The sequence below is a fragment of the Sphaerisporangium sp. NPDC049457 genome (assembly GCF_055586705.1).
In genome coordinates this window covers 65926-78176 of sequence record NZ_JBVJHR010000020.1, presented here as the reverse complement: position 1 = coordinate 78176, position 12251 = coordinate 65926, and the positions used below count along the sequence as shown (strand labels likewise).

The 12251-nt window shown below is 74.2% G+C and carries 12 protein-coding genes; 8 read left to right on the top strand and 4 right to left on the bottom strand.

Annotation, left to right across the window (positions count from 1 at the left end; translation table 11 throughout):
• Positions 1-65: 65 nt before the first annotated feature.
• The 6 genes from ACZ6QO_RS28590 (at position 66) to ACZ6QO_RS28565 (ending at position 7227) form a co-directional block, all read left to right on the top strand.
• Positions 66-551 (top strand): NADH-quinone oxidoreductase subunit B family protein, encoded by a 486-nt coding sequence (locus ACZ6QO_RS28590; RefSeq protein WP_465854966.1) that lies wholly within the window; start codon positions 66-68, stop codon positions 549-551.
• Positions 548-2578: a proton-conducting transporter transmembrane domain-containing protein gene (locus ACZ6QO_RS28585; protein WP_465854964.1), complete on the top strand. Its 2031-nt coding sequence runs from the start codon at positions 548-550 to the stop codon at positions 2576-2578. The genes ACZ6QO_RS28590 and ACZ6QO_RS28585 overlap by 4 nt, the downstream gene beginning before the upstream one ends.
• 5 nt (positions 2579-2583) lie before the next feature.
• Positions 2584-3519 (top strand): respiratory chain complex I subunit 1 family protein, encoded by a 936-nt coding sequence (locus tag ACZ6QO_RS28580; RefSeq protein ID WP_465855161.1) that lies wholly within the window; start codon positions 2584-2586, stop codon positions 3517-3519.
• 6 nt (positions 3520-3525) lie between these two features.
• Entirely contained in the window at positions 3526-4185 is a 660-nt protein-coding gene (locus ACZ6QO_RS28575) for a hypothetical protein (protein ID WP_465854962.1), read from the top strand.
• A 64-nt stretch (positions 4186-4249) separates the two neighbouring features.
• On the top strand, positions 4250-5722 hold the full coding sequence (locus tag ACZ6QO_RS28570) for a proton-conducting transporter transmembrane domain-containing protein (RefSeq protein WP_465854961.1): 1473 nt from the start codon (positions 4250-4252) through the stop codon (positions 5720-5722).
• Positions 5719-7227, top strand: a complete 1509-nt coding sequence (locus tag ACZ6QO_RS28565) for a hydrogenase large subunit (RefSeq protein WP_465854959.1) — start codon at positions 5719-5721, stop codon at positions 7225-7227. Before ACZ6QO_RS28570 ends, ACZ6QO_RS28565 begins: the two co-directional genes overlap by 4 nt.
• Positions 7228-7265: 38 nt before the next feature.
• Here the strand turns inward: ACZ6QO_RS28565 and ACZ6QO_RS28560 are convergent, their stop codons facing one another.
• The 3 genes from ACZ6QO_RS28560 to ACZ6QO_RS28550 form a co-directional block, all read right to left on the bottom strand.
• Entirely contained in the window at positions 7266-7610 is a 345-nt protein-coding gene (locus tag ACZ6QO_RS28560; protein WP_465854956.1) for an ArsR/SmtB family transcription factor, read from the bottom strand.
• Positions 7611-8093: 483 nt separating this feature from the next.
• On the bottom strand, positions 8094-8873 hold the full coding sequence (locus tag ACZ6QO_RS28555) for a helix-turn-helix domain-containing protein (protein WP_465854954.1): 780 nt from the start codon (positions 8871-8873) through the stop codon (positions 8094-8096).
• A gap of 269 nt (positions 8874-9142) precedes the next feature.
• The gene (locus tag ACZ6QO_RS28550; protein WP_465854952.1) at positions 9143-9280 is read right to left on the bottom strand and encodes a hypothetical protein; all 138 of its coding nucleotides are present in this window, start codon (positions 9278-9280) and stop codon (positions 9143-9145) included.
• 41 nt (positions 9281-9321) lie between these two features.
• Here ACZ6QO_RS28550 and ACZ6QO_RS28545 point away from each other — a divergent pair, with 41 nt between their 5' ends.
• Together ACZ6QO_RS28545 and ACZ6QO_RS28540 are read left to right on the top strand one after the other, a co-directional pair.
• Entirely contained in the window at positions 9322-10008 is a 687-nt protein-coding gene (locus ACZ6QO_RS28545; RefSeq protein WP_465855159.1) for a cytosine permease, read from the top strand.
• 11 nt (positions 10009-10019) lie between these two features.
• Positions 10020-10751 carry an aspartate/glutamate racemase family protein gene (locus ACZ6QO_RS28540; protein ID WP_465854950.1) on the top strand — a complete coding sequence of 244 codons (732 nt, stop codon included), beginning with the start codon at positions 10020-10022 and terminating at the stop codon, positions 10749-10751.
• Here ACZ6QO_RS28540 and ACZ6QO_RS28535 read toward each other — a convergent pair.
• The gene (locus ACZ6QO_RS28535; protein WP_465854948.1) at positions 10729-12048 is read right to left on the bottom strand and encodes a carboxylate-amine ligase; all 1320 of its coding nucleotides are present in this window, start codon (positions 12046-12048) and stop codon (positions 10729-10731) included. The genes ACZ6QO_RS28540 and ACZ6QO_RS28535 overlap by 23 nt on opposite strands.
• Positions 12049-12251 lie beyond the last annotated feature (203 nt).

The following is a 12251-nucleotide window of genomic DNA, read 5'->3' as shown; positions in this document are numbered from 1 at the left end:
CCGTCGCCCGCGATGGTCGGCGGGCGTCCCACATACGTTTCCAGGTGCCGAGGTGTCAGCACGTCGTGATCAGTCTGTGGCGGAAGATCAGAAAGACCGGCCGCGTGGCCGAGCCCGCGCCCGAGCGCGCCCGCGGCGACGTCCTGCCGGCCGCCGCCGAGCTCGGCGGGTCGGTGCAGATCCGGCACGTCGACGCCGGGTCGTGCAACGGCTGCGAGATCGAGATCGCCTCGGCGTTCGGGCCGGTGTACGACGCCGAGCGCTATGGGGCGCGCCTGGTCGCCTCGCCCCGGCACGCCGACGCACTGCTGGTGACCGGCCCGGTGACCCGCAACATGGAGGTCGCCCTGCGCCGCACCCACGAGGCCGTGCCCGAGCCCCGCCTGGTCATCGCCCTCGGCGACTGCGCGCGCGACTGCGGCGCGTTCGCCGGGGCGTACGGCGTCGCCGGCGCGGTCAAGGACGTTCTCCCCGTGGACGTCGAGGTGCCCGGTTGTCCGCCGCGGCCCGAAGCCATCGTCGAAGCGCTGCGCGGGCTGACCGGCCGGTGAACACCACTATCGGCGCCACGGGGGTGCTGTTCACCGTGGCGCTCGGGCTCTGCCTGGCCGCCGCCGTTCTCGCGGCGCTCGCCCCCCGCCGCCTCCGGCCGTTCCTGACCGGGGTCGTGACCGCCGTCGCGGGTCTGGCCGCGGCCGGGGCCGGCGTGGCGACGCTGGGCGGGCAGGGCTGGTCGGCGTGGCTGCCCGGCGTGCTTCCCCTGGCCGGGGTCCGGCTGGCCCTGGACCCGCTGGGCGGCATGTTCGTCGCGGTGACGGGCGCGGTCGCGGTGTGCGCCGCCGTGTACGGCGTCGCCTACGCCCGGCACGGACTGGACGGCCGCGCCGTGCAGGCCGGCCTGCCGCTGTTCGTGGCCTCCATGCTGCTCGTCCCCGCCGCCGCGAGCGTGAGCACGCTGCTGGTCGCCTGGGAGCTGATGGCCCTCACCTCGCTGCTGCTGGTGCTCGCCGAGCACCGCCGCCGCGCCGCCGTCGGAGAGGCCGCGCAGTGGTACGCCGTCATGACCCACCTGGGCTTCGCGGCGATCCTCGCCGGGCTGGCCGGCTTCGCGGCGCTGGCCGGCGGCGACTCCTTCGACCAGTTGCGCGCCGCCCACCTGTCCCCGGCGGCCCGCGGCGCGGTGTTCCTGGTGACCTTCGCCGGCTTCGCCTCCAAGGCCGGCATCGCGCCGCTGCACGTCTGGCTGGCCCGCGCCCACCCCGAGGCGCCGAGCCAGGTGTCGGCGCTGATGAGCGCGGCCATGGTCAACCTGGGCGTGTACGGCATCCTGCGCGTCGGCCTGGACCTGCTGCACGGCGGCCCGGCCTGGTGGTGGCTGATCGTGCTCGGCGCCGGCGCGCTGTCGGCGCTGTTCGGCATCCTGCAGGCGGCGGTCGCCTCCGACCTCAAACGGCTGCTCGGCCACTCGACGACCGAGAACATGGGCCTGGTGCTGATCGGCGTCGGCGCCGCGGGGTTCCTCGCCGCCGGCGGCGACCGGGTGCTCGCCGGTCTGGCGCTGGCCGCCGCCCTGCTGCACGTGGTCAACCACGCCGCGTTCAAGACCCTGCTGTTCCTCGCCGCCGGCTCGGTGCTGCACGCCACCGGCACGCGCGACCTGGACGCGCTCGGCGGCCTGCGCGCCCGCATGCCCTGCACCACCGCCCTGTTCGCCGTCGGGGCGCTGGCCGCCTCCGCGCTGCCGCCCGGCAACGGGTTCGTCAGCGAGTGGCTGCTGCTCCAGAGCCTCATCCACGCCCTGCCGACGTCGGGCGTCGCGGGCGCGGTGACGATGCCGGCGGCCGTGGCGGTGATCGCGCTGTCGGCCGGGCTGGCGATCGCCACCTTCGTGAAGGCCTTCGGCGTGGGCTTCCTGGCCCGCCCGCGCACCCGGGGCGCCGAGCGGGCGAGCGAGAGCCCGCCCGCGATGCTCGGCGGGATGGCCCTGGCGGCGGCCGCCTGCGCCGTCCTCGCCCTCGCACCCGCCCTCGTCCTGCCGTCCCTCTCGCACCTCGCCGCCGCCCTGCTCCCGGGGACGCCCGGCGCCGCCGCGGTCGGCGGACAGGTGACGCTGCGCCTCACCGAGTACGCCGGGACGATGTCGCCGCTGCTGATCGCGGTGGCCCTCGCGGCCGCCGTCGCCGTCCTGCTCGGCGCGGTCCGCGTGACGGCGAGGCGCAGGGCCAGGCGGGCCGCTCGCCTCTGGGACTGTGGCGCCGGTCCCATGTCGCCGCGCATGGAGTACACCGCCACCTCCTTCGCCGAGCCGCTTCAGCGGGTCTTCGATGACGTGCTGGAGCCCGAGAGCGACCTGGACGTCACCCATACCAGGGAGTCGGCGTACCTGGTGGAGAGCATCAGCTTCCGTGCCCGGATCCCCGACCGTATCGAGCGGCGGCTCTACGCCCCGATCCTCGCCGCCGCCGCTGCCGCCGGGCACGCGGCGACCCGCCTGGCCGACGGCAGCGTCCACCGCTACCTGGCTTACGGCTTCTACGCCCTGACCGGCCTCCTCATCGCCCTGGCGGTGATCTGGTGAGCGGGATGGTCGGGGCCGTGGCCCAGGTGCTGCTGGTGGCGGCGGGTTCGCCGCTGCTCGTCGGGCTGATGCGGCAGGTGCGCGCCCGGCTGGAGGGCCGCGCGGGCGCGGGCGTCGCCCAGCCCTGGCGCGACCTGCGCAAGCTGGCCCGCAAGGAGCCGATCACTCCGCACGGCACCGGCTGGGTGTTCCGCGCGGCGCCGTTCGTGCTGGCGGGCACCGTGCTGGTCGTGGCCGCGGTCGTGCCGCTCGTCACCACGCTGTCCCCCCTGGACGGCGTGGCCGACCTGTTCGCCGTGACCGCGCTGCTCGCCCTCGGGTCGGTGGCGCTGGCGCTCGGCGGCCTGGACACCGGCACCGCGTTCGGCGGCATGGGCGCCAGCCGCGAGGTCGCCGTGATGGCGCTGGTGGAGCCCACCATCCTGCTGTCGGTGTTCGCCCTGTCGGTGCGGGTCGGATCGACCAACCTCGGCGCGATCGTCACCTCCGCCGTCCACGAACCACTTGAGGTGATCTCCCCGGTCAGCCTGCTCGCCGCCGTCGCCCTCGCGGTCGTCACCCTGGCCGAGACGGGCCGCGTCCCGGTGGACAACCCCGCGACGCACCTGGAGCTGACGATGATCCACGAAGCCATGATCCTGGAGTACGCCGGGCCGGACCTGGCGCTCATCGAGTGGGCGTCGGGGATGCGGCTGTCGGTGCTGCTCGGGCTGCTGGCCGGCCTGTTCGCCCCCTGGGGCATCGCCACCGCCGGCGCCGGCCCGGCCGCCGTGCTCCTCGGCGTGGCGGCGCTGGTGCTCAAGGTCGCCGTGCTCGGGGTGCTGCTGGCCGCGGGCGAGGTGTTCATGGCCAAGCTGCGCCTGTTCCGCATCCCCGAACTGCTCGCCGGCTCCTTCATGCTGGCGCTGCTCGCCGTCGCAGCCTCCTTCTTCCTCGCGTGAGATGACATGACCGACTCGGTGTACGTGCCCCTTCTCGACCTCGCCTGCGGGGCGTTCCTGCTGGCGGGGGTGCTGGTGCTGTGGCGGCGCGACCTGGCCGCCATCGTGCGGCTGTTCGCCGTCCAGGGAGCCGCCCTCGGCGCGCTGGTGATCGTGCTCGGCCTCCACGAGGGCTCGGCCGAGCTGGTGGTCGCCGGTGTCGCGGTCGGCGGGCTGCGCGCCGGCCTGCTGCCCCACCTGGTGCGCCGCGCCCTGGTGGCCGGGGGAGAGGGCCGCGAGACCAGGCCGCTGGTCAACGTGGCCACCTCCCTGCTGGTGGCCGCCGTGCTCGCCATGCTGGCCTACGCGGTCTCCCAGCCGATCGTCCGGCTCACCCCCACACCGGCCACCCAGGCCGTGCCGGTGGCACTCACCGTGCTGCTGGTCGGCTTCTTCGTCCTGGTCACCCGGCGCAGGGCGCTGTCGCAGGTGGTGGGGTTCCTCCTCATGGACAACGCCATCACCGCCACCGCCTTCCTCACCACGAGCGGCGTCCCGATGGTGGTGGAGCTCGGCGTCTCGCTCGACGTCCTGCTCGCCGTACTGGTGCTCCAGGTGCTCACCACGCGCATGCGGGCCGCCTTCGGCGGCACCGACCTCGACGAACTACGAGAGCTCCGCGACTGATGCCACCGAGCGAGCACATGTCCGCCCGCCCCGCCGATGCGCGGCCGGCGGATGAGGAGATGGCATGACCCTGCTGATGATCGCGCCCGTGCTGTTCCATGTGCTCGCCGCGTGCGGGTACGCCGTGTTCGGGTGGCGGCCGGCCACCGCGTGGCTGGGCGCCGTCGCGTCGGGCGGGACGCTCGCCGCGGCGGTCGCGCTGGCGGCGGCCGCCACGGCGCGGCCCCGGACGGCGCTCGGCGGGCTGCTGCGCGCCGACGCGCTGAGCGCGTTCATGCTCATCGTGATCGGTGTGGTGGCGCTGCTGGCGATGCTCGCGAGCCCCGCCCACCTCGCCGGCGAGACGGCCGCCGGGCATGGGGCCGGGCGGCGTTACGGCGTGCTGACCCAGGCGTTCGTGGCCGCGATGGCGCTCGCCGTGCTCGCGGCCGGCCTCGGGCTGCTGTGGGTGGCGGTGGAGGCGACCACCATCCTCACCGCCTTCCTGGTCGGGCACCACCGCAGCCGCCAGGCGGTCGAGGCGGCCTGGAAGTACGTCGTGATCTGCTCGGTCGGCATCGCCCTCGCCCTGCTCGGCATCGTGCTCACCCACTACGCGGCGGTGCACGCCCGCGTGCCGTCGGCGGGCGTCCTCGACTGGGCGGTCCTGGCCGGCGCCGCGGACGGCCTTGACCCCGGGGTCATGCGCATCGCCGTGGCCCTGCTGGTCCTCGGGTTCGGCACCAAGGCCGGCCTGGCGCCGATGCACGCCTGGCTGCCCGACGCCCACGGCCAGGCCCCGGCGCCGGTGTCCGCGCTCATGTCCGGCGTGCTGCTGTCGGTCGCCTTCTACGCCGTCCTGCGGGTGAAGGTGATCGCCGACGTCGCCCTCGGCGCCGGCTTCACGCGCACGCTGCTGGTCATCGCGGGCCTGGCGTCCCTGGCGGTCGCGGCCGCCCTGCTGCTGGCGCAGCGCGACTACAAGCGCATGCTGGCCTACTCCAGCATCGAGCACATGGGCCTGGTGGCCCTCGGCGCCGCCGTCGGCGGCCGCCTGGCCATGGTCGCCGTGCTGCTGCACGTGCTCGGGCACGGGCTGGGCAAGTCGGTGCTGTTCCTGTCGGCCGGCCACCTCCACCAGGCGTTCCGCAGCAGCAAGATCGCCGCGGTCGGCGGGCTGGCCGCACGGAACCCGCTGCTGGCCGGCGCCTTCGGCCTCGGGCTGCTCGCGCTGCTCGGGCTCCCGCCGTTCAGCCTGTTCGCCAGCGAGCTCGGAATCGCCCGCGCCGGCTTCGCCTCCGGCCTCGGCTGGGCGGTGGCCGCGGCGCTGGTCCTGATGGTCGTCATCGGCGCCGCCGTCCTGTCGGCCGGCCGCCGCATGCTCCTCGGCGCCCCCGTCGTCTCCGAGCCTCCGCCGCCCGTTCCGCAGCGGCTCGGGCCCGCCGCGGCCGTCCCGCTGGTCGCCGGGCTGCTCGGGTGCGCCGTCCTCGGCCTCACCACCGGACCGCTGGGCCCGTTGCTGGAGGCCGCCGCCACCATGGCAGGAGCCACACCATGACCGGACGCGTCATCGTCCACGTCTCCACCGGCGAGCTGGCCGGCCGTGCCGGGCGGCTGCTCGCGGACGGGTACCGGCTCGCCCTGGTGGCCGCGCACGAGGATCCCGGCGCACTGCGGGTGGTGTACCTGTTCACCGCGGGCCCGCCGGACCGGCGTACCGAACTCCACGTCGACCTCGACCCGGGTGAGCCGGTCGTCCCGAGCCTCGCCGCGCTGTCCTTCCCCGCGGGCAGGTTCGAGCGGGAGATGCGAGACCTGTACGGCATCGTGCCGTCGGGTCACCCGCTGCCCCGCCGCCTGGTCCGCCACCACCACTGGCCGCGGGGCTGGTATCCGATGCGCGCCGCCGCCGGGCCGCCGCCGGCCTTCGGCGACCCGGAAGGGCCCTATCCGTTCGTCACCGTCGACGGCCCGGGAGTGTACGAGATCCCCGTCGGCCCGGTGCACGCCGGCCTGATCGAGCCCGGCCACTTCCGGTTCTCCGTGGTGGGGGAGACGATCCTGAAGCTGAAGGCCCGGCTGTGGTTCGTCCACCGCGGCGTGGAGAAGCTGTTCGCCGGGCGCGACCCGGACGCGGCCCTGCCACTCGCCGAGCGGATCAGCGGCGACACCTCTGTCGGACACGCCCTGGCGTACCGCCTGGCCGTCGAGGAGGCCACCGGCCGTGTCGTCAGCGTGGAGGCGGGGCGCGAGCGGGCCGTCCTGCTGGAGCTGGAACGCCTGTACAACCACGTCACCGACCTCGGCGCGCTGTGCAACGACGTGGCCCACGGCATCCTCAACGCCCAGGCCGGACGCGTGCGCGAGCGGCTGCTGCGGATCAACGACGAGGTCACCGGGCACCGGTTGCTGCGCGGCGGGGTGACGCCGGACGGCGCGGCGCTGCGCGCCCTGCCGGACCCGGCGGAGCTGCGGGCCGTCGCCGCCGACGTCGCGGAGATCGCCGAGCTGGCCCTCGGGCACACCGTCGTCGCCGACCGGTTCTCCGGTACCGCCGTGCTCACCGCCGAAGCCGCCAGGGACCTCGGGGTGCTCGGCTACGTGGCCCGGGCCAGCGGCGTCGACGGCGACGCCCGCCGCGACCACCCGTTCTTCGACCTCGGCCCGTTCGAGCCGGTCACCTGCGACTCCGGGGACGTGACGGCCCGGTTCCAGGTCCGGGCGCGCGAGGTCGCGGCGTCCGTCGAGCTGATCATCCGGCTGCTCGGCGGGACGTCCCCAGGAGGGGAGACCGCCCGGCCGCCGGACACCACGGCGGACGGTGGCGCGTCCGGGACCGTCTCCGGGACCGCCTCGGGGGTCGGCATCGTCGAAGGGTGGCGCGGGACCATCGTCCACCGGGTCGAGCTCGCTCCCGACGGCACCCTCGCCCGCGTGAAGATCGTGGACCCGTCGTTCTTCAACTGGCCCGCGTTGCCGGTCGCGCTGAGCGGCGCGATCGTCCCCGACTTCCCCCTGGTGAACAAGAGCTTCAACCTGTCCTACGCCGGCAACGACCTGTGACGCGCGCCGTGCGGGGAGGAGAGGGCGGACCGGCGGGCTCAGCCGCGCTCGGGCGTCTCGGCGGCGCGCAGGTCCTGCAAGATCTCGGCCTGGCCGGACAGCATGTCGGCGAGGATGTGGCGCGCCACCCTGAGCAGCTCGGCGACCAGAGGGCTGGTCAGCGAATAGTGGACCGTCGCCCCCTCCTTGCGGGAGACGACGAGGTTGGCCCGGCGGAGCACGGCGAGCTGCTGGGACAGGTGCGCGGCCTCGATGCCGATCTCGGGCAGCAACTCGGCGACCGTGTGGTCACGCTCGCTGAGCAACTCGAGCACGCGGATGCGAGCGGGATGCCCCAGCGTCTTGAAGAACTCCGCCTTCAACTGGTAGAGCGGCGTGCTCACCGATCCCCCCTCGCGGCCGGTCCCCGGCTCTCACCTCAGCGTACGTTCGTCGCGTCCGCCCGTCCTCATGGAGCCGACGGGCCATCTCATCACAATTTCGCACCCGGCGCGGACGCCGAGATGGCCGACATGATCTACGCAACCCTATAATGAATTGACCAATTTCCAATTCACGCAATTGGGTAGGTGAACCTTGATGGGAGATGTCCTGCGTAAACGACCCCAAGTCCTGATGTGCCTCGGATGCCGCCGCCACCACCGTCCTTCGGCGCTGCGCCAGACCCGCTGCCCCGCCTGCGGCCACCCGCGGCTCATCGGCTACACCGGTCAGAGCGGTTTCAGCGTCGCCGCCTCCTGCCGTCCCGGCCCGCAGGAAAGCGCGTCACCGTCGCCCGGACCGGGTGCGGCACGGTGATCGGCGCCACGGCGCCGCGATAGGCCGGCAAGGCCTCGCGCGTCTTGCTCCGGGCGCCCGGTCCTTCGTCAGCGGTGCACGATGAGCCAGGTGGCGACGGCCGTGGTCGCGGAGCGGTTGCCGATGACGTGCGGCCGGCTGGCCGCGAAGGTGATCGAGTCGCCCGCGGACAGGGTGACGACCTCGGTCTCGAACTCGACGGTGAGCTCGCCGGTCACGACGGTGCCCACCTCGTACCCGTCGTGTTCGTGGAACCTGCCATGGGCGGTGGACGCCGCGCCGGGCGGATAGGTCGACTCGAAGAAGTCGACCCCGGGGGTCGGCTCGGGGGAGAGCCTGCGGAAGGCGACGCCGCCGCCGAGCAGGATGGGCGCCACCTCGCCCGCCCTCCGGACGGTGAACGACCCGCCCTGCCCGGCGGCGGCGTCCTTGCTGGCGCCCGTGGCCCCGGTTCCCTCGCCGGCGGCGTCCTGCCCGGTCGTGCCGGGGCCCTCCTGCCCGGCGGGCCGGGCCGGGCCGCCAGGTCCGGGTGATCCGGCCTGGCCGGCCGGATGATCCCGTCCCGCGGAGCCGGGCGGACCGCCGGAGCCGAGGCCCGTGCCGGCCTCCTTGGTGTCGGAGAGGTCGAAGACGGCGGCCAGCGGTGCGCCGACGGCCGACACGAAGGCGATGAGCCTGCTCACCGACGGCCGCATCAGGCCGCGTTCGATCTGCGAGACGGCGCTCGGCGAGATGCCGAGCTCGCGGGCGACCGCCCGGAGCGACTTGCCCGACCGGGTGCGGAGCTCGCGAAGCCGCCGGCCGAGGCGTTCACTGCTGATGGCTTCGACGTTCGCGGGGCCGGCCATGACCTCCACACCGATTGTCATAAGGGATTAACGCCGGCGAAATTCGCCGCCGGGTGTTAAGCAATAGATTAACGGTGTTGGTTGAGCGTTCCTCTCAACCGTACGCGTGCGCGCACCGCACTGCCGGTCCCTGATCAGGACATGTCCGTCCACCGCACCTTTCGCCCAGGGATGCGAAATGACCGAATCCAGTGTGTCACCCCCTCCCAGTCACGCACACGACATGGTCACCCCCGTGGCGGAGGCCGCTCCGCCGCACGCCGCCGTCGTCACGCCCGCCGTCCCGCCTGCCGCTCCACCCGCCGTTCCACTCGCCGGGCCGCCCGGCGCCCGTACCGCGAGAAGTCCCCGAAGTTGAGCATCGGCCCGGAGAAGTAGGAGACGACCAGGGCGATCGCTCCCAGCATGACGGGGATGGAGTCGCCGAAGCCGAGCGCCTCCCCCTGGGATCAACATCGTCGCCAATTTCATCTCCCCGGCGTTCGACTTCTCCAACGTCAACCCCAGGCGTATCAGCTGGCGCACCGGCGGCATGATCGCGGCGGTCGGGTCGGTGCTGCTCACGCCGTGGAACTGGTACGGCAACCCCGACGCCATCCACTACACCCTCGGCCTGCTCGGAGCCCTCATCGGGCCGCTGTTCGGCATCCTGATCGCCGGGTACTACGTGTGCTCCCGGCAGCGGGTGTGGGTGGACGAGCTGTTCACGCTCGACCGGGCCGGCCGCTACTGGTTCCGCGGCGGCTACAACCCGAACGCGGTCTGGGCGACCGTGGCCGCCGGTCTGCCGGCCATCGCCTCGGTGCTCGTCCCGAAGCTCCTGCTCGACCTCGGACTGACGACGGCCGATCTCACCTGGATCGCCGACTACAGCTGGTTCATCGGCTGCGGGCTGGGCTTCGTGGCGTTGACGGCGCTGGAGCGGGTCTCGCCCCGGATCACCGGCCTGGACCGCGACCTCGCCGCCGCCTCGGACGGGGCCGCCGCGCGAGCGGTCGTCCCGGACCGAACGGTCACACCCGAAGCGATCCCGGAGGAATCGGTCCCGCCAGGAGCCGTCGTGGGCGGGGCCGCCGGGGATCAGGCGGCCGTGGACGCGGCCGCCCCGGACACCGCGACGCCGCCCCGCCCGTGACCCGCATCCGCGTGATCAACCCCAACACCGCCCAGGCCATGACCGAGTCGATCGGCCGATGCGCCCGGGCGGTGGCGGGGCCGGGCACGACGATCGTGGCCGTGCGCCCGGCCATGGGCCCCGAGTCGATCGAGAGCCACTACGACGAGGCGCTCGCCGTGCCCGGCGTGCTCGCCGAGGTCGCGGCCGGCGAGCGGGACGGGACGGACGGATACGTCATCGCCTGCTTCGGCGACCCCGGCCTGGACGCGGCACGCGAGCTGGCGTCCGGTCCGGTGGTGGGCGTCGCGGAGGCCGCCATGCACGTCGCGACCTTGGTCGGACGCGGCTTCAGCGTGGTGACCACCCTGTCCAGGACGGCGGGCCGCGCCTGGGACCTCGCGCACCGGTACGGCTTCGCCGCCGCCTGCCGCGGCGTGCACGCCTGCGACATTCCCGTGCTGGATCTGGACCGTCCGGATGGCGACGCCCGCGAGGTGGTGACCAGACTGTGCGCCGCGGCCCTCGACACCGACGGCAGCGACGCGGTGGTGCTCGGCTGCGCGGGCATGGCGGCGTTCCAGGGCGAGATCTCCCGCCGCCTCGGCGTCCCGGTCATCGACGGCGTGACCGCCGCCACCACGCTCGTCGAGTCCCTGGTCCGCCTCGGGCTGCGTACGAGCTGCCGCGGCGAGTACGCGCCGCCCCCGCCCAAGCGCTACTCCGGACAACTCGGCGCATTCACCATCCCCGCCCCCGGCTGACCTCCGTCGCCCCCTCGGGCGAGCCGTCCCGCGCCGTCCGACCGGTCTCGGCCGCGATGTCGAACGCCTCGATCAGGTGTGCGGGGCCGTCCCGGCCGGTGTCGGGGGCGAACACCGCGCGCTGGCGTTCCGCGCCGGTGCCCGCGCGGGCCAGGGCGCCGAGCAGCCGGTCGGTTTCCTCCTCGTCACCGGTCTCCCGCAGCGCGGGACGGATGCGGTCGAGCATCTCGTCCACGAGCGCGGTGGCGGGCACACGGGCGCCCGTCCTCGGATGCACGCCGTCACCGTTCAGCCCGAACCGGGCCGCGGCCCACAGGGCGGCCCGCAGGGTCTCCGCGTCGCCGGGGTCGCCGGGGTCGCCGGGGCCGCCGCCCGCCGCCAGTTCGGCGCAGGCGGTGCGCACCAGCGCGCGTGACAGAGCGGCCTGGAGCACCGCCTCGTCCACGGTTGCGGCGACGTCCGCGGCCCGGAGCTCCACGGTCGGGAACCGCGCCGACGGCCTGGCCAGCCAGTAAGGGTGCGCGGAGCGGACCAGCGCGCCGCTGCGGTGCAGCATGTCCGTCACCTGGTCGTAGTGCGCGGCACTGGAGAAATGCGGGGGGATGTCGGTCGCGGGCCAGCGCGACAGCGCGACCGTGCGCCAGCTCGCGTACCCGGTGTCGGCGCCGTCACAGAACGGGGAGTTCACGGAGATCGCGAGCAGGGTCGGCAGCCAGGGCCTGAGCCGGTCGACCACCGCCACCGCCATCTCGCGGTCGGCCACGCCCACGTGGACGTGCAACCCGCACGTCTCCTGCTGGGTGACGAGCAGCCCGTAGAGATCGCGCAGCTCGCGGTACCGCGTCTTGTCCGAGACGGCGCGGGGGACCGCCGGAGCGATGACCGGAGAACCGACGGCCAGGACGCGCAGGCCCACCTGGGCCGCGGCGCGTCCCAGCCGGGCACGGCCCGCGGCCAGCACCTCACGAAGCCCGCCCAGGTCCGTCCGTACCGGGGACACCGTCTCGATCATGGACGCCAGCAGCTCGGCCTCGAACCCTGTCCCGGCCTCCACCGGCTCGGGAACGCCCGGACCCGCCGCCGCGGGGTCGCCTGAGCCGGTCTCCGGGGTCGCGTCGGCGCGCCGCCCGGCCACGCGCGCGGACTCGGCGTCCCGCGGTCCGCCGAGTTGGTCCAGCAGCCGTGCGTTGCCGGGGACGGGGCGTCCATCCAGAGCGTCGACGATCAGGAACTCCTCCTCGACGCCGAGGGTGACCGCGTCGCCTTCGGCCGGCCGATAGGACCGCGCGAAGCTCACCTACACCGCCCCGGGCCATGACGGGGACACCACGAACGGCTCACGACGGCCTGGGCGCCTGCGCGACACGGGCGGCTTGCGGCGCTTCGGCTCGTTCATCGACGCCATTCTAAAACCGCCACCCCTCACCCACGAGCCCCGAAGGGCGGTGAGCGATGCGTCACATTCCGTCGGACCGGAGAAGTGATTCCTCCGCGCGGCGG

Excerpts from the sequence above, each read along its gene's own strand:
- ACZ6QO_RS28580 (WP_465855161.1), top strand. The coding sequence starts at position 2,584 with ATGGTCGGGGCCGTGGCCCAGGTGCTGCTGGTGGCGGCGGGTTCGCCG.
- ACZ6QO_RS28575 (WP_465854962.1), top strand. The coding sequence starts at position 3,526 with ATGACCGACTCGGTGTACGTGCCCCTTCTCGACCTCGCCTGCGGGGCG.
- ACZ6QO_RS28570 (WP_465854961.1), top strand. The coding sequence starts at position 4,250 with ATGACCCTGCTGATGATCGCGCCCGTGCTGTTCCATGTGCTCGCCGCG.
- ACZ6QO_RS28565 (WP_465854959.1), top strand. The coding sequence starts at position 5,719 with ATGACCGGACGCGTCATCGTCCACGTCTCCACCGGCGAGCTGGCCGGC.
- ACZ6QO_RS28555 (WP_465854954.1), bottom strand. The coding sequence starts at position 8,873 with ATGGCCGGCCCCGCGAACGTCGAAGCCATCAGCAGTGAACGCCTCGGC.
- ACZ6QO_RS28550 (WP_465854952.1), bottom strand. The coding sequence starts at position 9,280 with ATGCTGGGAGCGATCGCCCTGGTCGTCTCCTACTTCTCCGGGCCGATG.